This is a genomic window from Synechococcus sp. PCC 6312 (genome assembly GCF_000316685.1).
In the GTDB taxonomy this organism is placed as follows: Bacteria; Cyanobacteriota; Cyanobacteriia; order Thermosynechococcales; family Thermosynechococcaceae; genus Pseudocalidococcus.
In genome coordinates, this window is record NC_019680.1 from 28100 (window position 1) to 54724 (window position 26625).

At 50.4% G+C, this 26625-nt stretch carries 27 protein-coding genes and 1 tRNA gene; 8 read left to right on the top strand and 20 right to left on the bottom strand.

What is annotated here, in order from left to right; translation table 11 throughout:
• Positions 1-9 precede the first annotated feature (9 nt).
• From SYN6312_RS20850 to upp, 7 genes are all read right to left on the bottom strand, one after another.
• Positions 10-3762 (bottom strand): HAMP domain-containing methyl-accepting chemotaxis protein, encoded by a 3753-nt coding sequence (locus SYN6312_RS20850; protein ID WP_015122827.1) that lies wholly within the window; start codon positions 3760-3762, stop codon positions 10-12.
• 159 nt (positions 3763-3921) lie between these two features.
• Positions 3922-4452: a chemotaxis protein CheW gene (locus SYN6312_RS00130; RefSeq protein ID WP_015122828.1), complete on the bottom strand. Its 531-nt coding sequence runs from the start codon at positions 4450-4452 to the stop codon at positions 3922-3924.
• Complete coding sequence (locus tag SYN6312_RS00135; protein ID WP_015122829.1) at positions 4452-4823, bottom strand: response regulator transcription factor; 372 nt, start codon at positions 4821-4823, stop codon at positions 4452-4454. Before SYN6312_RS00135 ends, SYN6312_RS00130 begins: the two co-directional genes overlap by 1 nt.
• Before the next feature lie 403 nt (positions 4824-5226).
• A complete protein-coding gene (cysH, locus tag SYN6312_RS00140; protein ID WP_015122830.1) occupies positions 5227-5943 on the bottom strand; it encodes a phosphoadenosine phosphosulfate reductase in 717 nt (238 codons plus the stop codon).
• Between the two features lie 80 nt (positions 5944-6023).
• Positions 6024-6314 (bottom strand): YggT family protein, encoded by a 291-nt coding sequence (locus SYN6312_RS00145; RefSeq protein ID WP_015122831.1) that lies wholly within the window; start codon positions 6312-6314, stop codon positions 6024-6026.
• 87 nt (positions 6315-6401) lie between these two features.
• Positions 6402-6689: a hypothetical protein gene (locus SYN6312_RS00150; RefSeq protein ID WP_015122832.1), complete on the bottom strand. Its 288-nt coding sequence runs from the start codon at positions 6687-6689 to the stop codon at positions 6402-6404.
• Between the two features lie 43 nt (positions 6690-6732).
• Entirely contained in the window at positions 6733-7383 is a 651-nt protein-coding gene (gene upp / locus SYN6312_RS00155) for a uracil phosphoribosyltransferase (RefSeq protein WP_015122833.1), read from the bottom strand.
• A 475-nt stretch (positions 7384-7858) separates the two neighbouring features.
• On the opposite strand from upp, the gene SYN6312_RS00160 reads away from it, so the two are divergent.
• Positions 7859-8032: a chlorophyll a/b-binding protein gene (locus SYN6312_RS00160; RefSeq protein ID WP_015122834.1), complete on the top strand. Its 174-nt coding sequence runs from the start codon at positions 7859-7861 to the stop codon at positions 8030-8032.
• Between the two features lie 98 nt (positions 8033-8130).
• On the opposite strand, the gene SYN6312_RS00165 is transcribed toward SYN6312_RS00160, so the two are convergent.
• Positions 8131-9657 carry a hypothetical protein gene (locus SYN6312_RS00165; RefSeq protein WP_015122835.1) on the bottom strand — a complete coding sequence of 509 codons (1527 nt, stop codon included), beginning with the start codon at positions 9655-9657 and terminating at the stop codon, positions 8131-8133.
• A 307-nt stretch (positions 9658-9964) separates the two neighbouring features.
• Between SYN6312_RS00165 and SYN6312_RS00170 the strand changes: the two genes are divergently transcribed.
• Together SYN6312_RS00170 and SYN6312_RS20855 are read left to right on the top strand one after the other, a co-directional pair.
• A complete protein-coding gene (locus SYN6312_RS00170) occupies positions 9965-10303 on the top strand; it encodes a cell division protein SepF (protein ID WP_051020942.1) in 339 nt (112 codons plus the stop codon).
• Between the two features lie 233 nt (positions 10304-10536).
• Entirely contained in the window at positions 10537-11442 is a 906-nt protein-coding gene (locus SYN6312_RS20855; RefSeq protein WP_371257377.1) for a Ycf66 family protein, read from the top strand.
• 27 nt (positions 11443-11469) lie between these two features.
• Here SYN6312_RS20855 and SYN6312_RS00180 read toward each other — a convergent pair whose 3' ends face one another.
• From SYN6312_RS00180 to SYN6312_RS00205, 6 genes are all read right to left on the bottom strand, one after another.
• The gene (locus SYN6312_RS00180) at positions 11470-12528 is read right to left on the bottom strand and encodes a D-alanine--D-alanine ligase family protein (protein ID WP_015122837.1); all 1059 of its coding nucleotides are present in this window, start codon (positions 12526-12528) and stop codon (positions 11470-11472) included.
• 65 nt (positions 12529-12593) lie between these two features.
• A complete protein-coding gene (locus SYN6312_RS00185) occupies positions 12594-13778 on the bottom strand; it encodes an SUMF1/EgtB/PvdO family nonheme iron enzyme (RefSeq protein ID WP_051020944.1) in 1185 nt (394 codons plus the stop codon).
• A 73-nt stretch (positions 13779-13851) separates the two neighbouring features.
• Positions 13852-14547, bottom strand: a complete 696-nt coding sequence (locus tag SYN6312_RS00190; protein WP_015122839.1) for a DUF1345 domain-containing protein — start codon at positions 14545-14547, stop codon at positions 13852-13854.
• 24 nt (positions 14548-14571) lie between these two features.
• Positions 14572-15348 (bottom strand): photosystem II S4 domain protein, encoded by a 777-nt coding sequence (locus SYN6312_RS00195; protein WP_015122840.1) that lies wholly within the window; start codon positions 15346-15348, stop codon positions 14572-14574.
• A complete protein-coding gene (locus SYN6312_RS00200; RefSeq protein WP_015122841.1) occupies positions 15348-16148 on the bottom strand; it encodes an HAD family hydrolase in 801 nt (266 codons plus the stop codon). Before SYN6312_RS00200 ends, SYN6312_RS00195 begins: the two co-directional genes overlap by 1 nt.
• A gap of 17 nt (positions 16149-16165) precedes the next feature.
• Positions 16166-16237 (bottom strand) — tRNA-Gln (locus SYN6312_RS00205).
• 183 nt (positions 16238-16420) lie between these two features.
• On the opposite strand from SYN6312_RS00205, the gene SYN6312_RS00210 reads away from it, so the two are divergent.
• Positions 16421-17230 (top strand): carbon-nitrogen hydrolase family protein, encoded by an 810-nt coding sequence (locus SYN6312_RS00210; RefSeq protein WP_015122842.1) that lies wholly within the window; start codon positions 16421-16423, stop codon positions 17228-17230.
• Positions 17231-17236: 6 nt separating this feature from the next.
• Here the strand turns inward: SYN6312_RS00210 and SYN6312_RS00215 are convergent, their stop codons facing one another.
• Together SYN6312_RS00215 and SYN6312_RS00220 are read right to left on the bottom strand one after the other, a co-directional pair.
• Positions 17237-17497, bottom strand: coding sequence for a CD225/dispanin family protein (locus SYN6312_RS00215; RefSeq protein WP_015122843.1), 261 nt, complete (start codon positions 17495-17497; stop codon positions 17237-17239).
• Between the two features lie 158 nt (positions 17498-17655).
• Complete coding sequence (locus SYN6312_RS00220; RefSeq protein WP_015122844.1) at positions 17656-18795, bottom strand: GNAT family N-acetyltransferase; 1140 nt, start codon at positions 18793-18795, stop codon at positions 17656-17658.
• Between the two features lie 206 nt (positions 18796-19001).
• Between SYN6312_RS00220 and SYN6312_RS00225 the strand changes: the two genes are divergently transcribed.
• From SYN6312_RS00225 to gatC, 3 genes are all read left to right on the top strand, one after another.
• Complete coding sequence (locus SYN6312_RS00225; protein WP_015122845.1) at positions 19002-19262, top strand: sulfiredoxin; 261 nt, start codon at positions 19002-19004, stop codon at positions 19260-19262.
• A 99-nt stretch (positions 19263-19361) separates the two neighbouring features.
• Entirely contained in the window at positions 19362-19883 is a 522-nt protein-coding gene (locus SYN6312_RS00230) for a photosystem I assembly protein Ycf3 (RefSeq protein WP_015122846.1), read from the top strand.
• A 12-nt stretch (positions 19884-19895) separates the two neighbouring features.
• Complete coding sequence (gene gatC, locus SYN6312_RS00235) at positions 19896-20195, top strand: Asp-tRNA(Asn)/Glu-tRNA(Gln) amidotransferase subunit GatC (RefSeq protein ID WP_216594190.1); 300 nt, start codon at positions 19896-19898, stop codon at positions 20193-20195.
• A 48-nt stretch (positions 20196-20243) separates the two neighbouring features.
• Here gatC and SYN6312_RS20250 read toward each other — a convergent pair whose 3' ends face one another.
• The 4 genes from SYN6312_RS20250 to SYN6312_RS00255 form a co-directional block, all read right to left on the bottom strand.
• Entirely contained in the window at positions 20244-20936 is a 693-nt protein-coding gene (locus SYN6312_RS20250) for a purine nucleoside permease (protein ID WP_015122848.1), read from the bottom strand.
• Between the two features lie 252 nt (positions 20937-21188).
• Positions 21189-21836 carry a response regulator transcription factor gene (locus SYN6312_RS00245; protein ID WP_015122849.1) on the bottom strand — a complete coding sequence of 216 codons (648 nt, stop codon included), beginning with the start codon at positions 21834-21836 and terminating at the stop codon, positions 21189-21191.
• 27 nt (positions 21837-21863) lie between these two features.
• The gene (gene ndhD1 / locus SYN6312_RS00250) at positions 21864-23459 is read right to left on the bottom strand and encodes a photosynthetic/respiratory NAD(P)H-quinone oxidoreductase subunit D1 (RefSeq protein WP_015122850.1); all 1596 of its coding nucleotides are present in this window, start codon (positions 23457-23459) and stop codon (positions 21864-21866) included.
• Positions 23460-23581: 122 nt separating this feature from the next.
• The gene (locus SYN6312_RS00255) at positions 23582-25573 is read right to left on the bottom strand and encodes an NAD(P)H-quinone oxidoreductase subunit 5 (RefSeq protein ID WP_015122851.1); all 1992 of its coding nucleotides are present in this window, start codon (positions 25571-25573) and stop codon (positions 23582-23584) included.
• A 205-nt stretch (positions 25574-25778) separates the two neighbouring features.
• Here SYN6312_RS00255 and SYN6312_RS00260 point away from each other — a divergent pair, with 205 nt between their 5' ends.
• Complete coding sequence (locus tag SYN6312_RS00260; protein ID WP_015122852.1) at positions 25779-26618, top strand: Rpn family recombination-promoting nuclease/putative transposase; 840 nt, start codon at positions 25779-25781, stop codon at positions 26616-26618.
• Positions 26619-26625: the final 7 nt, after the last annotated feature.

Consider the following 26625-nt stretch of genomic DNA (forward strand, 5'->3'; position numbering starts at 1 on the left):
CTCCTTGAATTACCCCTGTTCTTCCGTTTGTTCAACCTTAAACCGCTCTACCGAAGACTGTAGATCTCGGGCAACTGTCACCAGATTTTGGAGAGAATCCGAGACTCGTTGGGCTTCCTGAGAGGTGGCCTGGGCTGTGAGTTCTACCGACTGCATCACTTGAGCCATGGAACGGGCCGTTTCCGTCTGCTCCACTGTGGCACTGGTAATGGAGCGCACTAAGCTATCAATCTGACTGGAAACTTGGATAATATCCTCCAGGGAATGTTTGGCTTGTTCTGCCCGCCGGGTTCCTTCAATCACCTGTTGAGTACCTTCTTCCATCGCCGTCATCACCGCCCCGGTTTCACTTTGAATTTGGAGGACGATTTGCTCAATTTCCTTGGAGGATTTAGCGGCCCGATCTGCGAGTTGCCGGACTTCATCTGCAACGATAGCAAATCCTTTCCCCGATTCCCCAGCCCGAGCGGCCTCAATACTGGCGTTCAATGCTAACAGGTTGGTACGAGCCGAAATTTGGGAAATTAAGCCGACAATTTTGGAAATCTCCTGGGATGACTCGGCGAGATGCTTGACTTTCCGGGTCGTTTCCGCCACTGTTTCCCGAATTTGGAGAATCCCTGCCACGGTTCGCTCCACCGCTTCGCCACCTTTGAGAGCGGCTTCTGTTGCATTGCGAGCGACGAGATTGGCTTCTTTAGCACTTTCGGCCACCCGTTGAATGGCATTGGTCATCATCTGCACCGAGTTGAGCGTCACCGCTAACTCTTCGGCCTGGCGTAAAGCATCGGAAGAGAGACTACGAGCAAAGATTTCATTATCCGTTGCCCCTTTATTGACTTGCCGGGCTGCAACTTTCACCTGTTGCACAATCTTGCGGAGATTAAAAATAGTCAGGTTAAAGGAGTCAGCGACTGCCCCAAGGACATCCGCAGTGACCTCGGCTTGAACCGTCAGATCTCCGCGAGCAGCCCCTTCGACATCATCCAATAGGCGAATCACCTGTCGTTGCAGGTCATCCCGTTGCCGCTCATTTTCCTCTGCTTTTTGCTGACTCTCGGCCATCACCCCTTGGATTGACTGAGTCATGGTGTTAAAACTGGTGGCCAGCTGCCCTAACTCATCTGGAGCAAAGACCGTAGCGGTGGCTGAAATATCCCCAGTAATGACGGCATTAAACTGAGCCTGTAAATCAGTAGTGCAGCGCTTAATATGATCCACATTTCGCCGCCCTAAGGCGTAGGCAGCAACACCTCCAGCAAAGCCCCCTGCCAGGCCACCTAGCAAGGCACTGGGGACGTTTTCACCCTGATTAATGCCCAGGCCAACCAACCCAGAGGCCAAGGCAGAGACAACCCCCACTGTCAGGGCCGTAGTGGTATTGCGCTTACTAAATGAGGAAGCACTGGTATCACTACTGCTCAGGGAGGTGGTAGTGGTGGCTACAACAGGACGGAGTGGAGGCGAGGGGACAGGGGAAGGTATGGGAATTGGGGCTGGCTGGGTAAAGGCTGACAAATCCTCAAGCTCGGCACTGGCCTGGGCAATACTGGGGGTGTCATTGTCACCGAAATCTAAATCGGGTAATTGACTCAACTCCGCTGATAAGTCCAGATCCTCAGGGACAATGGCGAATGTTTCATTCATTGGGGCTGCAGCCTCGCCCTCTAGATCAATAGGGAGGGGAAGCTCTGAGGCCTGGAATGTATCCATTTCCCACTGAGGAGATACCCCAACTGGGCTTTCGGAAGATTCCACTTCGCCAAAATCCAATTCCCCTGCTCCAGTGCCAAAAATCTCTAATTCTGGCAACTCCAGAAGTTCGAGATTGGGTTCTGCCCCTTCGGTATCCGGATCAGCAAAGGTACTCTCTGTAGAAATAGCAGCAGGTTCGGCCGTATCGGTGGCATTGATGAAGATCGCCTCCACTTCTTCTGACTCTTCCCAAGCTGTCCCAGGAGTGGGTTGGGCTGCAAAATAATCCCCAAAGAGATCTTCACCATCCTCCTCCAAGGCCGAGGGAATGGAATCCAGGTCAAGGAATGACGGGCTTGAACCTGACTCAGGATTTGGTTCAGGAGTTTCTAAAAAGGCTGTTAAGTCATCTTCATCACTGGTTTCCTCCATCTCAAGGGGAATATCGGTGTCTGTAAACTCTAGTAAATCTACGACATCGGGGCCGGGTGATGGGGACTGCGTTAACTCTGCCTCTAGTGATGCTTGCGTCTCCAGGCCTGGCTCAGTTGCAAAATAAACAGCAGTCTCTGCCGCTTCTCCATTGGGTTGACCCGATTCACCATCAAGAGAAAACAGAGCCGCGTCAGCATCAAAATCCAGTGCAATTCCTGAGTCATCGGCGAGATTATCAGCAAAGAAATCCTCTAGATAATCTGAGTCCGGTTCAGGCCGAATTTCTCCTGGCAACTCAAGCTCAGAAGAACCGGCAATGGCTGGCTCTTCATCCCAGGCCAAATCCAAACCCAATTCAGAAGGGGTAACTTCTGCCTGAGATAGCCCTTCTAGAGGTGTGACTGAATCCGTGACCAGAGAAGCAATTGATTCGGAGGACTCTACCTCGGCAATCCCATCCGATTCCTCAGGGAAGAAGTTGGCGATGGGTTCTGGGGCTGGCACATTTCCTTCAAGCTGAATTTCTGTAGCGAACTCATCTATGGCTAGGGCCTCCGTCTGCCCGAAGTCGTTAAGGTCACCACTTAGGTCGCTGATATTATCTAGATCAAAATCTTCTAAGCCATCAAACTCTTCAAGGTCGGCAATATCACCCAGATCTCCAAGGTCATCCATGTCCCCTAAAGCATTGGGATCAAAGTCAAAATCAAAGTCTTGGGCGGTTTCTAGGCTAGCCTCAACGGCTGGTTGACTCGGCAGAATGGGAGAAGGTTCCAGCGAATTTGGCTCTGACCAGGCTTGGGGAGTTTTGGTTACAAATACATCTCCATCCCCAATATCTGTGGCAAAGGGATCGCCAAACAAATTATCCAAGTTGCCAAGACTCGCCTCTCCCACCGAAACCACTAATTCCGAATCAAGGGCGGAAAGGTCTGGTTGATTGGGCATGAGCATGGTCATTTCGTTTTCGGAATCTAGCTCATCAGTCTCCAGGGCTGGCCCTTGGTCAAAATTAAGGCCGACGAAGTCAGAATCACCATCAATCGCTCCTAAATCAGCAGGAATATCGCTCCAGTCCAGATTTGAACTCTTGGGAGCCTCTACAGCGATGCCAATGGCAAAGGGATCTAGGTCTGACTCTCCCGACAAAACTTCATCTGTTGAGGTGAGAGAGAACTCAGCCGGAACGGCCAAATCTTCGGGTAAAGAGTCACTGGCCTGGAACTGAGCACTCACAGATTCCGCCTGAGAGGGGGCCTGGTTAGTTTGGATAAAGGTATGGCCCATTTGCAATCCGGTGGGTTCATCACTATCCCAGTCTTCTTCGTAAGCGTTACCCCCATTGGTTCCCCCAATGTCCACCAGTTCTAAGGTCTTGGACAAACTTTCATTGGCGCAATTAATTAGCTCCGGATCAGAGGTCAGATTTAACACCAACTCGTATTGCTCTTGGGCTGGTTGATATTGTTCTTGGCAACAGTAGATATGTCCCCGCAGTAAGCGAATATTGGGATCGTCAGGACGAGTGATGACCAGCTTGTCCACGATTGTCGCAGCCTGGTCATAATTCCCCTGAATATAGGCTGTCACAGCTTTTTGATATTCTTGGGTGTACTGGGTACTGGATGCCATTAAACTTGCTCCCCTAACTGCACTGTGGTGTGTGAGACATCGCCTGCGCTTACCTACTTATATAGAGTATGTTTAATTCCTGTTTGAAGATTACAAAGACCGTCAAATGTAAAGAAACTTGAATCTACGGTATTGCAGGCCGGTCTTTTAATTTAATGTTTATCCTCCCCAGCGAGCACTACGAATCACAGCGACTGGATCCAGCAACTTTAAGCTCTGGGATGAGGCTTCATCCATAATCCATTCTCCTCGAATAAAGGGAATCATGCTGTCGCTAATGTTACCAGGTGGGACAATTGCCTCTGGATTCAACCACTCCATACCTTTCACCTGATCCACTGCCAGGCCAACGACTAATTCCTCATCTTCAATGGCAATAATGGAAATTTCCGGCCGATCGGCATTGATCGGGGCTTCTTCTCCCAAAAATTGTCCAGCATCTGCTACCCAAATGACTTGCCCCCGTAAGTTCAGGACTCCCAAGAGGGTGGCTGAGGTATTGGGAACAGGGGTAATCCGATCTGGGGGAGTGGCAATCACTTCTCGAACCCCAACGGCAGGCAGGGCCAATTCAGTTCCAGAACTGAGGGAAAACCGTAAATGTAAATCCCCCTCGGGGGTTTGAAGGCCCTGGAAACTGCCATCTAGAACCTGGGAATCATCAGCTAAAAAATCTGAGCTACTCAGCATTACCCGGCTCCCCTCAATAGTTGCTTGATTGTGCCAATTAATTCTTTCGGCTGAAAAGGCTTGACAATATAGGCATCTGCTCCCTGTTTCATGCCCCAATACTTATCAAAGTCCTCGCCTTTGGAGCTACAGATAATGACTGGAACGTTCTGGGTACTCGGATCTGACTTAATTTCCCGACAGACCTCATAGCCATTTTTACGAGGCATGACAATATCGAGAACAACAATATCGGGTTGCAGAGCCTTGACCTGTTCCAGTGCTTCTACCCCGTCAGTCGCCAACGCAACGGTCATCCCCGACTTAGCCAGAAGCTCACTGATCATTTCCCGTTGGGGCGCACTGTCTTCAACAACTAACACGTTACTCATGGAGGTGACTCATGGCATTGCCACTGGAAGGGTGAATGATGATGTTGATACTATCCTGAGCAATAACTTACCATACAAAATTTACTGGGGTTTAGGGTGTTTTCTGGGGACAAATATCCAACTGTCTGTCAGGGGCTAGGGAAGAACCCTAATTGGGAATTAGTTTTATTCCGCTTAATTAGGACTGTGCTATCGACTCATAATCCCACCCTACTCCCCGAAAAATCTCCATCAAGATTGCCGATCTAGCTCAGATGAAGGGATACGTCAGCTCTGAGTCAGGAGCGAGGAAATTTCTAGCTCAAACAGAAACCTAGGGATAAGGTGAAATGTCTCTAGTCTCCCTAGGTTCCTGCTGCTGAGTAGATATTAAGGATAGGTTAGAAAAACAGGAAACTGAAACTTAAATATGAATTCCACATTCAGTTTTGCCTAGTCCCCGCCAACGCCCGGCCCGCTCATCTTCGCCCTCACCCACCGGAGTTGTCAGGGGTTCGTCGCCAATACTGGCATAGCCTTGATCGTGGAGTGGATTATACATCATTCCATGCTCTGCCACGTAGATCCATGATTGTTTGCGTGTCCAGGCCGCCAAGGGGTTAATTTTATAGCGGCCCAGCTTATCTAGTTCCACATAGGGCATTTCGGCCCGGGTTACAGCCTGATCGCGACGGCGGCCAGTAATCCAAGCCGTTGTCCCCAGCTCTAATAACCCCCGCTCTAAGGGTTCAATTTTGGTCAGATGATGAAACTTGACCACATCGGTATCCCAGAGGGATTCACCAAATTTTTGGGCAAATTCCGTCCGATCATTGACTCCCCGAATTTGATAAACCTGTAGGTCTAGCTTGTAGTGAGACTCTGCTTTTTTAACGAGTTCTAGGGTTTCGGGGAAATGATGGAGGGTTTCGAGGAATAGAACCGGGATTGGGGCGGCGGGCTGAAGTTGGCGATAGAGCAGATCTGTAATCACCAAGTCATCGACATTAAAGGCACTTGTCTGTACCAGTCCGGTGGGAAATTGGGCGAGGGCCCAGGCCAAAATTTGAGCCGGATGCTGACCATCTAGCTCTTGGTTAACGTGGTCTAGATCGAGGGAGGGGCTGAGGACTGCGGTCATGGCTTAATCTTCTACTGTAACAAAGTGGAACAACCGAAATGTTCTGGCGGAAAATCCGTTTTAAACCTGTATTGTCAATCTTAAAACAGCGCGCCCCCCCGCGAGAACGAACTGAGAAGTTGGACAAGGAACTGTAGCAGAAAGAAAGCAATGATAGGGGAAAAGTCCAGGCCACCGATGGGGGGGATTAAGCTCCGAAAAATATTTAAATAGGGGTCGGTTAATTGAGCCAGGATCGAAAAGACCGGATTCCCCCAGTCCACATTCGGAAACCAAGTTAAAAGGACGCGGACTAGCAGGATAATTAAGTAGATTTGGAGAAAATTACTCAATGCGGTGAGAACTAAGGGGACAACAGAGGCATCATTCATAAATTCATTCACAGATAACGGAACTCCCTAGGGCTAATCAGCAAAATTGAGTGATGGTAGCGAATTTGTCTCCAACGGGGGACTGGCCTAAAGGTCGTTGGATTCTGAAACGGTACTGAGGCGTTGTTGCAGATCATCCACAGCGTCGTTGAGTTGGGCAATTTTAGCTTCTAGTCCCTGACGGGCTGACTCCATGGCGGTTTCATCATTCATCCCTAAGGGTAAACGTCCCCCTGCTGGCGATCTATTGGGCGGCCCTGCTTCTAACTCAGCGAGTTTGTTGGTTAAAAAAACAGCGGCAAAGGCACCCACAATGCTTCCAAATACTGCCCCAGCAATAAACCCACTCCCAAAGCGGTCACTGCGATTTTCCATATCTGCCTGCTACCATTTCCTTTCCCACTCTAGCGGATCTGGTTCAAGTCCCAAAACTACGATCCCCTGCATCTCCCAGGCCTGGGACAATAAACCCCTGTTCATTTAACTCTGGATCAATGGTAGCGGTGTAAACCTGGACTGCTGGGAAATGGGCTCCTAACTTTTGCAAGGCAGGCGGGGCAGCAACAATGGCAATAATTCGGACTAGAGATGGGTCTATACCCCGTTGGGTGAGTTCAGTCATGGTGGTCATAATCGAGCCGCCCGTGGCCAGCATGGGTTCACTAATCAGGAGGCGTGTCCTGGGTTCAAACTGGTCAGGAAACTTATTCAGATAGCAAGATGGTTCTAGGGTTGCTTCATTACGGACAATGCCAATGTGATAGGTCTTGGCGAGGGGAATGACACTTTCAACACCCGTGAGCAGCGATAATCCTGCCCGCAAAATCGGCACTACCACCAACGGGGCTTGGGAGTCAACCACTTTAGCTGCACAGGGAGCCAAGGGGGTTTCAACCATTGTTTCTAGGGTTGGCAGCCAATCTCGCGCCGCTTCATAGGTTAACCAGCGACCTAACTCGGTCATGGCCGTCCGAAACAAAGCGGTCGGCGTTCCGACATCCCGGGCTACGGCTAACCAATGTTGGATGAGAGGATGGGGAGGTACATAGACCCGCAACTGTAACGCCATATCACCAGAGACTCCAAGGCTTTGGCTATCATACCCCGTTGATCGTCTCAGAAATTTTTGCAAAATAGTTGCTACTATTTCTCAACTAAGTTATAGTAATTTTCAGTGTTCTCCTCTCTTGAGGAATCGGCAGGTGGGGTCAGTCGTTGGTGGCAGGCCCCATTTTTTTGCGATTTATGATTGTTTGATTCCTATTGGCAGGGGTCACTCACTGAATATGGCTGAATGGGAATCCTATTTTTTGCCAGTCCTAGAGATCAACTGCTCCAATCCAGTGGAAGTAATTTTCAACTAATTAGGAATTAGACTCAATTAATAGGTTGACTGCCTCCCCTGATATAGGCCCCCCGCCAAACTCTGTAGTTGTCTCAGCTTCGGGCAAAGATGGACTAATTATTAAGACTTGTTGCAATCTTTGGAGAAAGTTGTTACATTGATTTACAAGTTCATCGGGTTTACGTCAGGAGTCAAAACTATGACAGACGCTACTAAGGTTGCCAAGACAGAAGACCGGAATGCTTGGGTATTTGGCTTTACCCCCCAGGCCGAAATTTGGAATGGTCGTTTGGCCATGATTGGATTTGTTGCTGCCCTTGTGACTGAATTACTCACCAAGCAGGGCGTTCTGCATTTCTGGGGTTTACTATAATTCCCTAGATTCTCCTTTGTGTTTCGTGTAAGCACAATTCTCAGCGGTCAAAGTGTAGTCAGGGGTCTAAGTTTTAGGCCTCTTTTTTTTGTCGGTTTTTAAGGCTGGGGGTGACGATTGGAGTCCGCCAGGGCTTTTTGAAGTTCCGCTGGGGTTTTCGGCATCCAGGCCAGTCCCCGTAATTTGCGTAACATTTCCATGGCCTCTTGTCGCGATTGCCCGGAATTTGCCTCATATCGCTGCCAAAAATCTTCCCACCAACCCGGCGGTTCTTGTTTGGGGCCTTGATATTCCGTTGGCCGGCCGGTGCTACCATCCACCACTAAACTGCCGACAAAATCCGCATCCTGATAAACCCGGCTGATTTGGGCATTGATTTGGCGCATATCCTCTGGTGAGACCATGCCATTACTCGTGGCTTTATAAAACTGCACCGTGACACGAATTGGGAAACGGGGGTCGCGCTCGATTGGGAGGTTATCAATTTCTGTATAAGGCCCTTCCACTCGCCCATGGCCAATCACCGCAGCTTCCACATTAGAACCACCCCTACTTGCAGATTCCATCATCGGAGCAGCACTGGGAAAAGCTTGGTTCAGACTGAAATCACGTTGCGGTCGGGGCTGTTGTTTGAGGGGGACTTGAATTAACATCACCATATTCAAACCATCAGCTTCGGCCTGGGCAGAGGTGAGCGGCGTAGTCGGACCGGGAGCGTCAGGGTTACTGCTAAAATCACTGGCTCGTTGTCCGGTTAAGCTAGCCCGCAACCCATTTTTGTTAAAGAATAGGCGTTGGCCCCAGGTCTGTCCAGCTTGAAAACCATCCCGCTTGTTGTCAATAATCGTGGCACTGGTTCCTTCACGGGTGACAAGGATCGTCAGGACAGCCGGATTTTTCTCGTAGGACTGATAGTTAAACAACACCGGATTAAATTCGGCTTTACCACCCTGAGGAATAGGCAGAAAACAGGCCTGGGCACTGACCAACACATGGGTATCGCGGGGAGCTAAGAGGGATTTATTTCGGCCAGGCCAAGATTGGGGCTGGTGGAGATAGTTGCGAAAATTACTGAGCAATTCTTTGAGGCTGACCCGTTTGAGCGTTCTACCTTTTTCATTGCCAACTCGGATATAAAATCGCTCCAGCGGCACATCCCCGGTTTTATCCGTGAAGTTGGGATAGCGGATTACGGGCATCAAGCTCAGTTCATAGCTTTTGGTTGTGGGGTTAAACTGCTGCATTTGAATCGTCATGTCGCTGATGTTGGGGCCAACGGCTGAATTTTGATAGCGGCCCGTATCTTCCCAGGTGACGTTGAGCAGGTTCAGACCGTACTGTTGGGCCAAACGAATCGCTTCGGTATTGTTCAGCATGGCCTGGGTGCGTTCAATAGTCGTGCGGTATTGCTGATATTGATTTGGAGTCATGACCATAGTTGGGGAATCCGGTTGGGGTTGGCTGGGAGGTTTGAGCGTGACCAGGCCCCAAGGTTCGGCGGCAATGGCTGGACTGAGGACAGAAGCATGAGGGCTATTTGCCGCCCATTGGTCAGAAACTTTGAGGGTAATTAGGGAAAGTGTCCAGAGACCCACTAAACTTGCGGGCCAAAGTAAACGGGTCATTGAGGTGCCTCCTAGGGTGATTAAATCGCTCGACAGACGGTTGGTGAGCCTGCCCTTGTTCTTGAAATTGGGGTTGAATGGAGTTCTGAATATTAGATTAGGGGAGGATCAACAAAGGTGCTGCTGAGTTGCCGTTTTGGTAACGTACATTTCCATTGATCACCGCCAACATGGCTGAAATTAAGACAGATGCTTTAGACTAGGACATTAACTACATTTGTGAACTTTAATTTATGAATTTTGCCGTGAGATTCCCCAAATGTAAGGATGATAACTATGTTTGCAACGCCTGAGGGGGCTTGACTCCATGAATGATGTTCTCTCTTTATCTCGTGGTTTGAGTGGTTTGAATAGTGGCTATGAAGTTGTGATTGTCAAACCGCGGGCCTTGAGCGACACAACCCTAATTGTCCAGGCCTTGCGTGCGGATAAAGCGGTAATCCTTAACTTAGAAGATTTAGAAATTAGTGAAGCCCAACGGATTTCTGATTTTGCAGCCGGGAGTACCTATGCCATTAACGGCCATCAAACTCGCCTCGGAGAAGCAGTCTTTTTATTCACTCCCAATGTGATTGCCATCCAAACCCCCAACTCCCAAGCAGCAACTCCGGCAACTGGTGCGCCAGCCCCCCAACCTGTCAGCTAGTTGGCTCAGGTTCTCCGGCTCCTCCCCTGTGAACAAACTCTGAACCGAAATCATCACCGGTGAAGGACATCAGAGATTATTTATTTCATCCCAACCTGTTTGTCCGGCTGAGTTACCCCTGGCAGGTTCCCACCCATCCTGTCAGGATTTTTTGGCTAAAGAGCGAGAAACGGGGCCTGAATCGCTAACATGGAAATGGTTCCGGCAAATGCGAGTGATTTGAGGAAAAGCGCGTGGGTATCCCAGTTCCAATGTTTTACCCAGTTTTAGGCCAAATTGTGAATGTGGGCCTTGGGCCAGCCGGGATTTTGGGCATTGGCCTGGCCGTGGGTGGAGCCGTTTTATATTTCTTGCGCTCTGTCCGGCCGGAGTTAGCCCGTGATCATGACATATTTTTTGCGGCGGTTTGTTTACTCTGTGGCGGAATTCTTTTTTTCCAGGGTTGGCGACTCGATCCGATTCTCTTTTTTGGTCAGGTTCTCTTAACGGGTTCCGCAGTCTTCTTTGCGATTGAAAGTATTCGCCTCCGCCGGATTGCCACGGAACAGGCCCGCCGGAATACTCCAGTTGTGGATGAAGATCGTCCGGTCAGTCGCACCTATACCTATCGGGCCGAGCTAGAGGAATTGGAACCCTACGAGGAAGACTTACCACCCGTGCGCCGGATTCGAGGCAGTCGTGATGCAAGCCGGGAGCGTTATGACGATGCTTGGGAGGATGATGTAACTCCGGCCGGCCGTTTGCCCTCCCGCCGTGGCAATGCTCCAGAACCTCCGGAACGACCGATTCGCCCAGAGCGTCCACCTACGAACCCTCGCCCAACCCGACCCACCAATCGCCGTCCCAGTCGTCCCACCGTTGAGGATGATTCACCCGTAGATAATTATGGAGAACCCCAGGCCCCGTCCCGTTATGAGGATGCTCCACCCCCGCGCCCCCGGCCAGCCGCCAGTCGTCCCAGTTCTACCCCGGATACTTCAGAACCTCGGAGTCGCAAAGTTGGCCCCCGCCGCCGCCCTCGTCCCCGTCCCGAATTAAATGACGATCAACCGATTGATACGGATTACCAACCCCTAGATCGGCCCAGCTACTCCACGGATTCTGGGGATGTAGATAATTCTGGTAACTTTGATCGCTAAGGCTATTTTTCCCCTGGTTATCTGTCGTTAGCTTGCTCCCCGTGCCAAGGCCAGTCGGACTAATTCATCCACTAAATCAGGAAAGGCGAGCCCACTTTTGAGCCAGAGTTGGGGATACATACTGAGGGCAGTGAATCCGGGCAGGGTATTGACTTCGTTGATAAGGATTTCTCCCGTTGCTTCCAGATAGAAAAAGTCCATCCGGGCTAAGCCTGATGCGCCAATGGCTTTGAAAGCTTTGATTGACATGGCCTGGATTTGCTCGACAACCGCTGGGGGTAAGTTGGCCGGAATCAGGAGATTTGCCCGCCCATCGGTATATTTCGTTTCATAGTCATAAAATTCACTGCTGTAGGTAATTTCGCCAATCACCGAGGCCTGGGGGCGATCATTCCCTAGAACCGCACATTCAACTTCGCGGGCAATCACTCCAGCCTCCACAATAATCCGGGTGTCGTAACTGGCAGCATTGTCGAGGGCGGTGGTGAGTTGGTCGCGATTTTTGACTTTGGTAATCCCCACAGAAGAGCCGAGATTGGCGGGTTTAACGAAGCAAGGATAACCGAGAGTTGACTCAATTTGATCACAGAGATGGCTATACACACACGGATCCGACCAGATTTCACTCCGATTGACTGGCAGATAGGCGACTTGCTCCAGGCCAGCGGCGGCAAATACGGCTTTCATCAGAATTTTATCCATCCCCACCGCAGATGCCGCAACCCCAGAGCCTACCCAAGGTTTTTGCACCAGTTTGAATAGGCCTTGGATCGTGCCGTCTTCCCCGTTGGGGCCGTGGAGGATGGGGAACCAAACATCGATCTCGCTGACTTGGGGGGGGAACTGCCAAAGATTAGGTGTTGTTGTATCGGTTACGGACAGGGGTTGCCCCGTAGCCAGAATCGAAGTTGCGATGTTCGGTGCTGACCAGGCCCCGTTCTTGCCAATGTAAAAGGGAACTAACTCATATTTATCGGTGTTTGGTGGGGTGATGAGTCCTTTGGCAATGGCCTGGGCAGAGATAATTGAAACCTCATGTTCCCCGGAGCGGCCGCCAAAGACTAATCCCACCTTGATCCGACTCATCTCTTGATCCTGTGTGTTTGATTCTTATTCAGCTTATTACATCGGGATGGCCGGATAGATGGCTCTCATGTCCTTACACAGCGGATTCCGGCAAAAATTTCTTGGGTGTGGGGATGATACCAGTTCCGGAACGAGGGGCGTTGGGTGAGGGGTTGGCTGGCAAAACTCTGGCCTTTGAGAACCCGATGGGCCCGGTCAAAATAGGCGGCGGAATAGCCTGGATAGGGGGAGCTACAAAACCCCGGATAGGGATGAAACCAGGTGTCAGTCCATTCCCAAACTTGCCCAAAGCCATAGGAGGATGTTGAGAGGGAACTTGTGTAATGGTCTCTAGGTGTGGCGAGGGGAATTTCAGATCGGGGTGGGGCCTGGAGGACTTGCTGGGCCCGTTCCCATTGGTGTTCTGTTGGGAGTTGTTTACCCATAAAGGCAGCATAGGCGGCGGCTTCATACCAACTCACTCCACAGACTGGATGATCTGAACTCACCGGCCAGGCCCAATACCGGGGTTGATTGATTTGATATTGTTTTCGCCAGGCCCAGCCCTCTGCTGTCCACCATTGTTCGGTTTCATAGCCACCGGATTCGATGAAATATTGAAATTGGCCACGGCTGACGGGCTGTTGATCAATCTGAAATGCGGGGATTTCCTCAGCCAGGCCTGGTTTTTCGTTGTCCAAGAGCAGTAATGAGGGAGCCGAGGGCTTGAGGACACCAGCAGGAATTGTCACCATTGCGGTAATCTGCTTGTTGACAGGGATAACAGTTGTACTTAGAGGATTCGGAGCCTGGAGTGCGAGGATCATTTGAATTGTTTCTCCGTGTTGGGCTTCGTGTTGCAATAACCACCAGGCTAGCCATTCCTGGGCTTGGAAATCCTGCTTCACCCATGCCGTTAATATAGCCGCCCGGATGGTGGCGAGATAGGTGCAAATTTCTTGGAGTGGGGGCAGTTGGGAACGGGCTGTTTTCGGTAAACCACTGGCGGCAAATAGGGCGTTGTAGTCTGGGGGGGTGAGTTGTTCCCGTAATGATTTGGGTAAGAGCCAGAGTCCTTCTGTCCAGCCAATATGTCCTAAATGCCAACCCACAGGGCTAAAGTCAGGATGGGCCTGGTGACAAAAGGCTGCTGGGGAAACGGAGTCAAATAAGCTCAGGCTGGCTTGGCGGAGGGCAAAGAACTGGTCAATGAATGTGTGTCGGCTGAGGGCGGCCTGGGGGTCAGAAATTAGCACAGTGGCAGGGGGCAAGTTGACAGCAGTTGATCTTGATGATTGTTATGGTAATCGGCTGATACTTTGATGGCAGGGTTCTGAGGCGATTCTAAACCACATTAGAAATCACATTCACCACCAGGCCAAAGACCACCGCCACAAAAATAAACGACAATACCGATTGCACCAAGCTAACCGAGCGCATTTCGTAACTAATAATCGAAACATCGGAGGTTTGGTAACACATGGCAATTGTGAAGGAATAGTAGAGAAAATCTCGATAGGACACCAGGTCTTCATGGGGAAAATCTAGCCCCTTGCGGTAGGGAACCCCGGCTGCGTGGGTTCGGACTGATTCCTCAATCTCGTCATAGTAGAGATGGGCATAGTGAATGGCGAAATAGATATGTACCAACAGCCAAGACAGAAAGATGGCCAGGAAGGAGAGGCCCATGTGCAGGTTGGTAATCAAGGGGGGATACTTTTGCGAGTTGTCTAGCATCACGGCCACGCCGACAAACCCTAATAGGGAAAACAGAACAACAACCGTCAGTAAGGCGACATTACTCGGTTCTCCCCCTTGGGCATGGTGATAGGTTTGGGCTGGAGTGGCATTCCAGAGAAATGTTCCCAAAATTGCTAAGTGCAGAAATAACCCCAAGTTAAAGGCCGTCAGGATACGAATTTCCCACCAAGGAGTTTCGATTAGGGCATAGGCGGCAACGGCCAGGCCAAGGGATAGGAGCAACCGGATCAGGGGCTTGGCCAGAATCAGATTGATCTTGCGGTTGGATGATGCGGACATGATTCTTGATCTCCCCTGATAAACCTAGCTAGCACGGCTTAATTCGACTCGATAGCGTTCCTTTTTGGTGACTTGAATCGACCCGATGGTCAGGTGGCCCCGCTGTTTGAGCGTCACTAAGTCCCCAGTTTTCAGGAGATGACTTGGTTGGTTAATCGGCTGCCAGTTGACCCGCACCGCACCGCCATTGATCATCTCTACCATTTTGCTCCGGGACATTCCAAATCCGGCTGAGGCTAAGGCATCTAAGCGCAGTGAAGCTTCCACAGTGGTTAGGGTTTTAATCTGGGGAGGTCTGACCCGAAGTTCCTGCCAGGCCTGGGGTTGGGCATTAACTGGCACTGTACGAACCTGTTTCACCTGGCCCAAGGAGATGTCTAAACCTGGGACGAGAATCACCTGTGCGCCCCGATCTCCAAGGAGGATAATGTCACCAATCTGATCCGTGGGGATGCCTGCCATTATGAGGGCCTGGTGAAAGTCCGTATCCGTGGGCGGGTCAAAGAGAAAGTTCCCGGCAATTGCCCAGAGTTCCAGGCCAATATTGCTTTGGTCTAAGGGGATATCGGTGCGGGCTAAGACCATGCGTTGGCGTTCTGCTTGGGGATAGCCCCCCCAGGCCTGGTAGTGGAGATCCGTTAACTGGTTGAGAGCTGCGATAGCTTCTAGGCGAACGAGGGGGTCGAGAAAATCTGTCACCACCACCTCCCAGGTTTTGAAGGCCTGTTCACTCTGGTTGAGAATTTGCTTCAAGGCCTGGGGAAATTGGGCTTCTTCAAGCAGTTCATGATGGCTGGGCATTAGGGGATCTCCTTGGGCATCCAGGTGGAAAAGTCCTGACAAAACTGATCCAACTGCAACAGGGTAATTCTGGAATCCGCTTGGGCCTGGGTACAGGTGGCCACCGTTGTATAACCCCAAGCCGCCAGAAATAGCTGGACTTGATTTAAGCGGGGTTCCCTTTCTACTGATTGCAGGGCCTCGAGCCGATCTTCGACAAACCAGATGGGCAAGGAAACCCTGTCTTGCAATTTGAGGAGAACCTCGACTTTGGTTTGCTGGCAGTCCTTACCATAAATTCCGAGGGAGGGGCAATTCACCTGGGCCTGGGTGAGTAAATATTCCACAAAGCGAGTTTCTTTCGTGGTAATGATGACTAGGGGTAAAGCCAATTTTTCCCAGGCCTGGAGTTGGGCCACCACCCCCGGATAAAACTGATGTAGCCCCAACCAACCTTGCCAGTCCCGCTTAATCCATTCATCCCGGATGCGATCTAGGGTTTGGCCCAAATGCCGCCAGTTTAAATCTTCCTCAGTCAGGATCCGCTGTTTTATCGTGCTCCAGTTTGACTGAATTTCCCGTAGGCGATACCCCTTAATCAGGCCCCGTAAGACTAGCGGCATTTCCCAACCGTGGGTGACAATCGGGCGTAAGGTTTTGAACTGGGCTTCTAACGCTGGGGGAGGAGTCTTGACGGAGGTGGGCCAAATTTGCCGATAGGCCACCCAACTGGCCTGGAAATACTCCCGTAACCCATCACAGATCACCCCATCAAAGTCAAGGGCAAGAGTTCCGGCCTGGCAATTTACAAGATTAGACATTGCTCAAAAGCGAGGGACTGGGGCGGGAGGATTCGAACCCCCGAATGGCGGGACCAAAACCCGCTGCCTTACCGCTTGGCGACACCCCAACTTGTGCGCTTAAACATCCTAGCAAGTCCCCAGAGATTTCGACAAGGACTGATGGAGATTGTTCTCTACTTCACAACCCCGTTGATCCAGGTTTGATTTGGATTGAGAGGGAACGGATCTTCGGATGACATCTTGTCTTAGGATAAATAAGGCCCGTCCTCACACCCAGCCTCAAACAATCTATGAAGTCCTATCTCGCTGCCGCTGTCCAGATGACCAGTTTGCCGGATCTTGCTAAGAATTTAGCCCAAGCTGAGGAACTGATTGAACTAGCGATCCGGCGCGGGGCTGAGTTGGTGGGACTGCCGGAAAACTTTTCATTTTTGGGAGATGATTCCGTCAAAGTTGCTCAAGCGGCGGAAATTGCCAGTCAAACCGAACAATTTCTACGGCGAATGGCCCAACGGTTTCAAATTACTCTCTTGGGGGGGGGCTATCCAGTCCCGACAGCAACGGGCAAAGTTTATAATACGGCCTTATTAGTTGGCCCCAATGGTCAAGAACTGGCCCGCTACCAAAAAGTCCATTTATTTGACGTAGATTTACCCGATGGCAACATCTATCACGAATCTGGAACAGTCTTAGCGGGTTCAACCCTTCCCCCAGTCTATGCTTCACCCACCTTGGGCAATATTGGCTTATCTGTATGCTATGATGTCCGGTTTCCAGAACTCTATCGAGCCTTAGTCAAAGCCGGAGCGAATGTTCTCTTTGTCCCCGCCGCCTTCACCGCCTTTACGGGGAAAGATCATTGGCAAGTCCTCCTCCAGGCCCGCGCCATTGAAAACACCGCTTATGTCCTGGCCCCGGCCCAAACGGGTCAACATTATGCCCGCCGCCAAACCCATGGCCATGCGATGATTGTGGATCCCTGGGGAACCATTCTGGCTGATGCTGGAGACCGGCCGGGGTTAGCAGTGGCGGCGATTGAACCCTTACGTCTGGAACAAGTTCGCCAACAAATGCCCTGTCTCCAACATCGGGTTTTTTAGAGCCTTTTATTGATTAACCGCTTGGAAGGCAATAACCTGGATGATAATGTAAATCACCGAGATTGCTAAACCACTGCCAAAGGCAATCCAGCTCCAGAGTTTAGCCTTTTCGGAGGCTGCAATTGCGCCTGTGCGATCCCCGGCAGCCAGTTTGGTGTTGACTTGGGAAGCATAGACAATGGCCACAATGCCAAAGGGAATACAGCAGCAAACAGTGGATAAAATTGCAGGGACTAAGTAGTTGGGGACGGATTGATCGGCGGTCATAAAAATTCCTTCAGTTGAACTTACCGGATTCCCATTGGGTATATCGCCACAGCAGCAATAGGAATTCGCCTCTCAATGTACTCCAGAGATAGGCGTAGTCTGAAAAATGCAGCGAAATTTAACCTTATGGCTGGATCAATTGAAAAGCCCGCTCTAACTTATTCATCCTGATGGGGAAAGTTGCCGGGAGGGGAGAGGGGCATCACATCGGGGTGAGCCATGCGGCCGGGCAGGGGTTGGCGATTTTGTTGCAGGCCTTGAATCACTTCCCCTAAGGCTAATCCCTCGGGTAAACGGGGCCGGACTTCTCTCACCTTATGCCAAACGGAGCGCGACATCATCAGCGTATTGCCCGTTCGACTCGCCCCAACCTGTTCAAAAAAGGCCTCCCGCTCTGGTTGGTAATCGGTAGAAGTCAAATACAGGGGACTCGTGGGCCAGGCCTGGGTGAGACGAGAAATTTGCGAAAGCAACTCCGGATAAAGCCAGGTATAGGCCGGATGCACCGTGATCTGGGCCTGGTGGGCGTGATTGCCGTGGCGGGCGAGTTCGACAGCATAATACCCAATGGCGGCTTTGCGTTGCGGTTCAAAAACATAGCCTTGCTGGGTTTGAGTGGTTCCCCAGAGGTTTTGCAGACTACTGGCTAAAAACTGCCCTATCCCCGCTCTGAAGTCGCAAATATGCCGATCAAAGACTTGTCGAACTAGGGCTGGCATGGCCGCTGTATCCAGTTGGCAGAGCAGGGCCGCATCGGCATTAGTGGCGGGGAGAAGATTGGGCAAATCCGGTTCATGGGTGGCGAGGCTGGCTAACTGCTCCGGGGTGATTGTCCAGTAGGTGAGTTGGGCTAGGGGTTGAAAACCGTTATGGCGATACAGGCCCAGGCCATCACTGTCACTAGCACTCACCTCCAACAACCAGGTGCGAGCTTCCCAAACCTTGGTAAAGCAATGGCGTAATAGCTGTGTCCCAATCTCTTGATTGCCGAATTCTGTCCCACCGGCCTGGGCCACTAACTGATCCACCTGCCAGGTTGTCCGATTTTTGTTAAATGGGGACACCTGAATGGCCCCCAAGACCTGATCCCCTTTTTCTGCGACATAAACCCGCAATGGTTGGGGGAGGTGATGGGGCATAAAACTAATCAGTTTTAGGGGGGCGTACCAATGCTGTAAAAACTGGCGATCTCGATTCAGGCCTGGGAGCGTTGTCTGGGCCTGGGCGAACATTTCCAGGACAGTATCGAGGTCGCGATAGGCCAAGGGACGTAAATTGATTTCAGCGGATAGAGACATCTGGCGTAACACTGCTCCTGGCCATCACTACCCACTATCTTAAAGGGAATTTTTCAGCACTAGACAAATCCCCCTCCCGCCCACCTCAGTTGCCACCAGGCCAATGATACTGATCTTGTAAAACATACTCATAACGACTATGATTAAGTTGAAAATGATGAAATCACTGCTCGTCATATCTCGTCATAATTAGGAGTCTTGAGATCATGCGAATTCTAGATATTCCCCTCACTGCAATCCGCCGCCCGCTCCTGCGCCAAAATGATTCTGACAAGGTCGCAGCCTTAATGCAGTCCATTGCAGATATTGGCCAACAGGAGCCAATTGATGTCCTAGAAGTTGATGGGCAATATTATGGATTTTCCGGCTGCCATCGCTATGAGGCCTGTCAACGTTTGGGGCAATCCACCATTCGCTGTAAAGTAAGGCGAGCTTCGCCAGCGATCTTGAAGTTACATCTGGCTTAAGCGTTCTAAATCCTCAGAGTTGCTGTCCCAGGCCTGGGCGCGGTAGATTACCTATAAGGATTCGGTTCGGCAAACTCTGACTCAACAGGTCAATTCCCCATGCCTCGCTCTCAGCGTAACGATAATTTCATTGACAAAACCTTTACAGTCATGGCGGATATCCTTCTTAAGGTTCTGCCGACTAACCGCCAATCGAAGGCTGCCTTCGCCTACTACCGCGATGGGATGTCCGCCCAAGGGGATGGTGAATATGCTGAGGCCCTGGAAAACTATGAAGAAGCCCTCAAGCTAGAGCAGGATCCCTACGACCGGAGTTTTATTCTCTATAATGTTGGGCTGATCCATGCCAGTAATGGGGATCACAATAAAGCCCTTGACTATTATCACCAGGCTTTGGATTTAAACCCCCGGATGCCCCAGGCCCTGAACAATGTGGCGGTGATTCTCCACTACTTAGGAACCCAGTCCGAAGAAGCTGAAGATTTGGAAACCGCTGAGCAATACTATGATAAAGCAGCTGAATATTGGAAACGGGCCATTCAACAGGCTCCCAACAACTATATCGAAGCGCAAAATTGGCTGAAAACCACGGGCCGCTCCACTGCTGATGTGTTTTTCTAGGGTTGAGGCAAGATTGTCATGCTAACGGATGCAGATGTGAAAAAAGTCGCCCACTTGGCCCGCTTGGACTTGGCCGACTCCGAAATTGCCACCCTGACGACCCAACTCAGTGCCATCCTTGACTATGTCCAACAACTGGATGAACTAGAGGTCAGCAACATTGCTCCCACCACCCGGGCCATTGAAGTGAGTAATGTGACCCGCGTTGATCAACTCAATCCTTTCCCTAACCGGCCTGGCCTGTTGGCAATTGCTCCAGAAGCTGAAGATGAATTTTTTCGGGTTCCCAAAATCCTTGCCGATGCCGAATAGCAAGCTGGAGGCCGATCACCGGATCAACGGCTCAATCCCCCCCAGGGATCAGGAGGGATTACGAATCGGGCCATTGTAGTCAATCGTAATCTGGGAGCCATCCAAGGCAACTGTAATCACACTTTCAATGGTCGGTTGAGCATTGGGGCTCCCACCTAAGAAGCTAAATGTCACGGTTCCGTTATCATTCAACACATATTTGGCCCGATCTAAGCTAAACATGGACATATCCGGCCGATAGACCGATAACCCACCATTGGCTTTAACGCCGGCTTGCCGGGCCAGATTCATCGCCCGTTGGATGTTGCGAATTTCCTCACCAATACTATTGCTCGTTCTATTGGGATTAGTTGTCTGGGGCCTGGGGGATTTGATCGGCCCGTTATAATCAAGATTCACTTCTCGCCCATCACCACTCACCGTCACAATGGATTCCAAGGAGAAGGGTTGATCGGGTTTGCCCCCTAAAAAGGTAAAGGTGAAGCTCCCATCAGAATTGAGCACAAAGGGGGATTGGGTGGCGATTCCAGACATTGCAGGTTCAGCCCGGTATTGACTGAGGCCGCCATTCGCTCGTTCCGCGGCCTGCCGTGCGAGGTTCATGGCCCGCTGCAAAAGCGGATTATCTACCCCAAATTGTCCTGTGCCAGCCGGCTGAGAATTTGCGCTGATCGGACTGATCACAGGGACAGCAGTCGCCACCAATAAGATTAAACCAAGCAGGGAAATTTTAATGGGCATTGAGTTAATCTCCTTACAAACAATCATCACAGCCCTGATTATTCTGACCGATACCAGACCTATAGGCTACACCAGTTTATCTAGACTCTTCCCAGTCGTAGGAGCGCAAAACCCAGTAAATTGGGGCTATATCTCTACGGGAACCTTATCCAGGCCCAGATCAGGACGGCCATACCCTCCAGGCCTGGGGCATAACTAGGATCGTGACCATAAAATGGGGACATTTTGTTCCAAATCATCGGTGGTCAGGTTTTAACTTAAGCGATAGTCCAAGGCCCAGCGAGCGAGTTCAGTCCGATTCGTTAGCCCTGTTTTACCCAACATATTGCTGACGTGACTTTCCACAGTGCGTTGACTCACAACCAGTTGGCTAGCAATATCCTTATTGGCTAATCCCTGGGCCACTAAACGCAGCACCTTTATTTCTGTGGGTGTCAGTTCAATTCCTTCCGGTAAGGGCAAGGGGCCAGGAGTCTCAAAACTTGCTGTTTGGAGTTGTTTAACCCGTTCTGATTGCTTCAAGGAGGCTTCGATTTGGGCCACTAATTCCTCAGGCTCAAAGGGCTTGACCATATAAACATCAGCCCCTGTATTTAAGCCCATGACCCGATCTTCCGTTTGCCCTTTTGCTGACAAAAACAAGACCGGTAGCCATTTAATGTTTTCCTGTTCCCGGATGTGACGGACAAAATGATAACCATCCATTTCTGGCATCATCACATCACAAATAATCATGTCCGGGGTTTCATGTTTTAACACCTGTAAGGCTTCCCGCCCTTGAGCCGCCGTCAGTACCCGATAGCCCTTCAGTTCCAAATAATCTTGAACTAACAGAACTAAGTTGGGATCGTCATCGACTAATAAAAGGGTTTTACAGGCCAGGCCTGGGGAGGAATCCATGGCTAATCCAAACAAATTATCTTGAGTTTATTCTAGGGCCTGGTTTTCTAAAGTAGGAGCCACAAAAAATCCCAGAGTTGCCGTCTCAGGTGATTGCCGTTGCGCCAGAGTGGGGACAGACTCTCGAATCCGAGCCACTAACTGTACTGTTGTTGCATCATAAATCTGGGTCAGAATTTTTGGATAGAGACCAATTCCAATAATAGGCACTAACAAACAGGCAATGATAAAGATCTCACGCGGCTCAGCGTCCACCAGTTCTTCATGGTTGACCAGTTCCTTGTTTTCTGGGCCATAAAAAATCTCCCGGAGCATTGAGAGCAAGTAAATCGGGGTCAAAATCACGCCCACCGCCGCCAAGAGAACCACCACAATCCGAAAGGTCAGACTATAGGCATCGCTCGTAGCAAAACCGACAAACACCATTAATTCCGCCACAAAGCCACTCATCCCCGGCAACGCTAAAGACGCCAGGGAACAAGCCGTAAACATGGCAAAAATCTTGGACATCTTTTGGCCAACACCGCCCATTTCTTCCAAGATCAAGGTATGGGTTCGGTCATAGGTTGCGCCCACCAAGAAGAACAAGCTCGCCCCAATCAAGCCATGGGAGACCATTTGTAAAACTGCCCCACTCATCCCCAAACTTGTAAAGGAGCCAATCCCAATCAGAACAAAGCCCATGTGGGAAATCGAAGAATAGGCAATCTTGCGTTTGAGATTCCGTTGAGCATAGGAAGTCAAGGCCGCATAGACAATATTGACAACTCCAAGGATGATCAACACTGGCGCAAATTTAGCATGGGCTCCTGGCAACATTTCCACGTTCATCCGGATCAGGGCATAGCCCCCCATTTTCAGCAGAATCCCCGCTAAGAGCATATGGACTGGGGCTGTGGCTTCACCGTGGGCATCCGGCAACCAAGTATGGAGTGGTACAATCGGTAATTTCACCCCATAGGCAACCAGGAACCCGGTATAGACCAACAATTGAAAGCCTAGGCCATAATCCTTCAGAGATAAGGTGTGCATATCAAAGGTGGTTGTATCCCCATAGAAAGCCATGGCAAAGGCGGCCACCAGGATAAACAGAGAACTGAGGGCTGTATAAAGAATAAATTTGGTTGCTGCGTATTGCCGTTTTTTACCGCCCCAAATCGCCAAAAGCAGATAGACCGGAATCAGTTCTAATTCCCAGGCCAGGAAGAAGACCAACATATCCTGCACAGCAAAAACTGCAATTTGACCGCCATACATAGCCAGGATAATGAAATAAAACAGCCGCGGCTTAAAGGTCACAGGCCAGGCTGCCAGAGTTGCCAACGTGGTGACAAATCCAGTCAACAGCACCAAGGGCATCGAAATTCCATCTACTCCCACGGACCAGCGCAAGCCAATTTCTGGAATCCAATCGTAGGCTTCGACCATCTGGAGGCCCGTACCATTGAGATCGTATTGGGTGGTAAAGGCATAGATGATCAAGACAAAATCAATCAGGCCAATTACCAAGGCATACCAGCGAATCGGTCGCCCTTTGCCATCGGGGTCAGGAATAAACGGAATCGCTGCTGAAGCCAGAAGCGGAAATAGGATGATGGTAGTCAACCAGGGGAAGTCAGTCATAACAAAAATCCAAAGCTCCTTGGCAATCTGACTCTAGACGCGGCTCAAAGGTAATGCTGCATCAATAAATTAGAAGTAATTTTCAAAAAAGGCAGGGGGTTGCAGAAAAATTTAATAATTCCTCAAAACGGGAAGGAGAAAATGACAAATCCCAGCACCGCTAGGAAAATAATCAAGGCATAGAACTGGGCCCGCCCATTTTCAAAGTATTTCAAGCCCTCGCCGGTAATCATCGTGACAAATCCGGTTAAGTTAACCACCCCATCGACGACGTTGTAATCCACCTCCAAGACTTGGCGGGCGATGCGACGAACTCCATTCACAAAGACGGCATTGTAAAGCTCATCAAAATACCATTTGTGTAAGGAGAACTCATAGAGGGGGCGAATTTTCTCAGCAATGGCAGCGGGTCTAATTTTCCCTTGCAGATACATCAATGAAGCCACCGTGATCCCAATTAGGGCAATCCCCACCGAAGCCCCACCCAAAACATAAAATTCGGTCAAATCTTCAACGACCAAGGATTCAATGATTTCCCCTGGGGCATGGATAAACCCTTCAAAATAGTTATGGAAAGGGGTTCCCACCAGGCCAACTAAAAGCGAGGGGATCGCTAAAACTGCCAGAGGCAAGGTCATTGTCCAAGGGGATTCATGGGGTTTACCGCCACCATGACCATGGGCAGAATCATGCTCCAACTCTTTCGGATCCATCGCACCCGGCCCAAAGGCAATCCCACGAAACTCGCCTTCAAAGGTCATGAAGTACATCCGGAACATATAAAAAGCAGTCACACCCGCCGTCAGCCAGGTCAGCACCCACATGGCCGGATTAGCTGCAAATACCGCCCCGAGAATTTCGTCTTTAGACCAAAACCCAGCAAAGGGCGGAATCCCAGAAATCGCGAGACAGCCAATCAAAAACGTGGCGGAGGTAATCGGCATATATTTCCGTAAGCCCCCCATCACCCGCATATCCTGTGCTAAGGCCGGATCATGACCGACAGCCGCTTCCATGCCGTGAATCACCGAACCGGAACCCAAGAACAACATCGCTTTGAAATAGGCGTGGGTCATCAGGTGAAATAGGCCAGCGCTATAGGCTCCCACACCCATCCCCATGACCATATAACCGAGTTGGGAAATTGTGGAGTAGGCCAGGCCCTTTTTAATGTCGTTTTGAGTTAGGGCAATGGAAGCACCCAAGAACGCCGTAAATGCCCCCGTCCAAGAAATTAGTGTCATCACCGAAGGAATTTCTTCAAACACGGGGAACATCCGCGCAATCAGAAAGACACCCGCCGCCACCATCGTTGCTGCATGGATCAATGCCGAAATGGGTGTGGGGCCTTCCATTGCATCCGGGAGCCAGACATGGAGGGGAAATTGGGCAGATTTAGCCACGGGCCCAAGGAACACCAGAATTGCCAATAATGCGGCTACGGCTGGATTTAAGACACCGGAACTGGTCAATTCCTCCAATCGCTCGCCAATCACGCCAAAGTCAAAACTGCCCGTGGCCCAGAATAATCCGAGAATTCCGAGTAACAGGCCAAAATCTCCGACTCGGTTGGTGACAAAGGCTTTTTGAGCAGCTTCGGCGGCACTTTTACGGTCATACCAGAAACCCACCAGGAGGTAGGAACACATCCCCACCAGTTCCCAGAAGATATAAATCTGAACCAGATTCGGGCTAATCACCAGGCCCAGCATGGAGGAGCTAAACAAACTCAAGTAGGCATAAAACCGGACATACCCTGGATCGTGGGCCATGTAGCCATCGGTGTAGATCATCACCAGCAGGGCCACGGTCGTCACCACCACCAGCATCAACGCCGTCAAGTGATCAATCGTGTAGCCCATGGAGAGGTGAAAGGTTCCAGCCGCCGCCCAATCAATTAACTGTTCATAGGGAGCATGGCCCTGGAGTTGGCTGACAAAGATCGCAATGGAGTAGGTCATCGCCACCCCCAAGAGGGCAATGATCACCGCTGCATTGAGTTGACGCAACTTGTTCACGGTTTGATTAAAAGAAATCAGCCCCACGCCCACAAGCATCGCCCCCACCAGAGGCAAGACGGGAATCAACCAGGCGTATTCGTAAAGCGGTTCCATGCCAGCAACCTAATGATTATTCTTGGAATGTCGTAAATAAGCACGACCGCTAACATTGTGGCATATCCCACCCCGTAGTCTGTCGGTCAAGCCAGCTACATTTGGGTGTGAAAAGATAAGAATTAGCAGAAAATTATTTTCTTTTTAGATTTATGAATGTCAATACCGCCTGGTCTGTTGGGGCATCAATTCAGGAGCGGCTCTGATGTTTGATAACACCTGTAAATTCTTAGCTGAGACCTTCCCAGAGGATTTTGCGGTCTGGCTCCTGGGAGAATTGATCTGCTTTGGTAATCTCAGTCCTGGGGAACTTTCCTTAGAACCAATCCATGCTGACTCCTTGATTTTATTAGATTCTCCCGACTTGATTTTGCACCTTGAATTTCAAACTCAACCTGACCCCTTAATTCCTTTTCGGATGGCTGATTATCGTTTGCGGGTCTATCGCCGTTTTCCGAGGAAACAAATGCGGCAGGTGGTGACTTATCTTTTATCCTCGAATTCTGGCCTGGTGCAGCAAACCACCTTTGAAATTTCGGGAATGCGCCATGAGTTTTCCGTCATTCGCCTTTGGGAGCAGCCAACCCCAACATTTTTAGGCCGGATTGGGTTACTTCCCCTCGCCGTCTTAAGCCAAACAGCCAATCCCCAGCAGGTACTTCAATCCGTATCTGAGACTTTAGGCGCGATTGCTGATCAGCGTACCCAAAGTAACATTACGGCTTCCACGGCAATTTTGGCAGGTTTATTATTAGAGGAGACAGTGATCCAAAACATCTTACGGAGAGAGATTATGAAGGAATCATCTGTGTACCAGGTCTGGCGGCAAGAATTTATCCAAGAAGGGCGGGAAGAAGGACGAGTTGAGGGAGAAAAACTCTTAATTCAGCGGCTGTTAGCCAAAAAAATTGGCGATTTACCTGGGACATTCCAAAGTCAAGTCAATCGTTTGTCGCTGCCGCAATTAGAAAAACTGGGTGAGGCCCTTTTAACATTTGAAACCGTGGCGGATCTGCAAGCTTGGCTAAAGACAATTCAAGCTTAAGTGGCCT

What these genes read in the sequence shown, in the direction of transcription:
- ndhD1 (WP_015122850.1), bottom strand. Translation starts at nt 23,459, where the DNA reads ATGACTGACTTCCCCTGGTTGACTACCATCATCCTATTTCCGCTTCTG.
- cysH (WP_015122830.1), bottom strand. Translation starts at nt 5,943, where the DNA reads ATGACCGCAGTCCTCAGCCCCTCCCTCGATCTAGACCACGTTAACCAA.
- SYN6312_RS00255 (WP_015122851.1), bottom strand. Translation starts at nt 25,573, where the DNA reads ATGGAACCGCTTTACGAATACGCCTGGTTGATTCCCGTCTTGCCTCTG.
- SYN6312_RS00215 (WP_015122843.1), bottom strand. Translation starts at nt 17,497, where the DNA reads ATGACCGCCGATCAATCCGTCCCCAACTACTTAGTCCCTGCAATTTTA.
- SYN6312_RS00260 (WP_015122852.1), top strand. Translation starts at nt 25,779, where the DNA reads ATGTTTGATAACACCTGTAAATTCTTAGCTGAGACCTTCCCAGAGGAT.
- SYN6312_RS00150 (WP_015122832.1), bottom strand. Translation starts at nt 6,689, where the DNA reads ATGGAAAATCGCAGTGACCGCTTTGGGAGTGGGTTTATTGCTGGGGCA.
- SYN6312_RS20250 (WP_015122848.1), bottom strand. Translation starts at nt 20,936, where the DNA reads ATGCCCATTAAAATTTCCCTGCTTGGTTTAATCTTATTGGTGGCGACT.
- SYN6312_RS00135 (WP_015122829.1), bottom strand. Translation starts at nt 4,823, where the DNA reads ATGAGTAACGTGTTAGTTGTTGAAGACAGTGCGCCCCAACGGGAAATG.
- SYN6312_RS00230 (WP_015122846.1), top strand. Translation starts at nt 19,362, where the DNA reads ATGCCTCGCTCTCAGCGTAACGATAATTTCATTGACAAAACCTTTACA.
- SYN6312_RS00225 (WP_015122845.1), top strand. Translation starts at nt 19,002, where the DNA reads ATGCGAATTCTAGATATTCCCCTCACTGCAATCCGCCGCCCGCTCCTG.
- SYN6312_RS00245 (WP_015122849.1), bottom strand. Translation starts at nt 21,836, where the DNA reads ATGGATTCCTCCCCAGGCCTGGCCTGTAAAACCCTTTTATTAGTCGAT.
- SYN6312_RS00145 (WP_015122831.1), bottom strand. Translation starts at nt 6,314, where the DNA reads ATGAATGATGCCTCTGTTGTCCCCTTAGTTCTCACCGCATTGAGTAAT.
- SYN6312_RS20850 (WP_015122827.1), bottom strand. Translation starts at nt 3,762, where the DNA reads ATGGCATCCAGTACCCAGTACACCCAAGAATATCAAAAAGCTGTGACA.
- SYN6312_RS00200 (WP_015122841.1), bottom strand. Translation starts at nt 16,148, where the DNA reads ATGTCTAATCTTGTAAATTGCCAGGCCGGAACTCTTGCCCTTGACTTT.
- upp (WP_015122833.1), bottom strand. Translation starts at nt 7,383, where the DNA reads ATGGCGTTACAGTTGCGGGTCTATGTACCTCCCCATCCTCTCATCCAA.
- SYN6312_RS00195 (WP_015122840.1), bottom strand. Translation starts at nt 15,348, where the DNA reads ATGCCCAGCCATCATGAACTGCTTGAAGAAGCCCAATTTCCCCAGGCC.
- SYN6312_RS00190 (WP_015122839.1), bottom strand. Translation starts at nt 14,547, where the DNA reads ATGTCCGCATCATCCAACCGCAAGATCAATCTGATTCTGGCCAAGCCC.
- SYN6312_RS00210 (WP_015122842.1), top strand. Translation starts at nt 16,421, where the DNA reads ATGAAGTCCTATCTCGCTGCCGCTGTCCAGATGACCAGTTTGCCGGAT.
- SYN6312_RS00165 (WP_015122835.1), bottom strand. Translation starts at nt 9,657, where the DNA reads ATGACCCGTTTACTTTGGCCCGCAAGTTTAGTGGGTCTCTGGACACTT.
- SYN6312_RS00160 (WP_015122834.1), top strand. Translation starts at nt 7,859, where the DNA reads ATGACAGACGCTACTAAGGTTGCCAAGACAGAAGACCGGAATGCTTGG.
- SYN6312_RS00220 (WP_015122844.1), bottom strand. Translation starts at nt 18,795, where the DNA reads ATGTCTCTATCCGCTGAAATCAATTTACGTCCCTTGGCCTATCGCGAC.
- SYN6312_RS00170 (WP_051020942.1), top strand. Translation starts at nt 9,965, where the DNA reads ATGAATGATGTTCTCTCTTTATCTCGTGGTTTGAGTGGTTTGAATAGT.
- SYN6312_RS00130 (WP_015122828.1), bottom strand. Translation starts at nt 4,452, where the DNA reads ATGCTGAGTAGCTCAGATTTTTTAGCTGATGATTCCCAGGTTCTAGAT.
- SYN6312_RS00180 (WP_015122837.1), bottom strand. Translation starts at nt 12,528, where the DNA reads ATGAGTCGGATCAAGGTGGGATTAGTCTTTGGCGGCCGCTCCGGGGAA.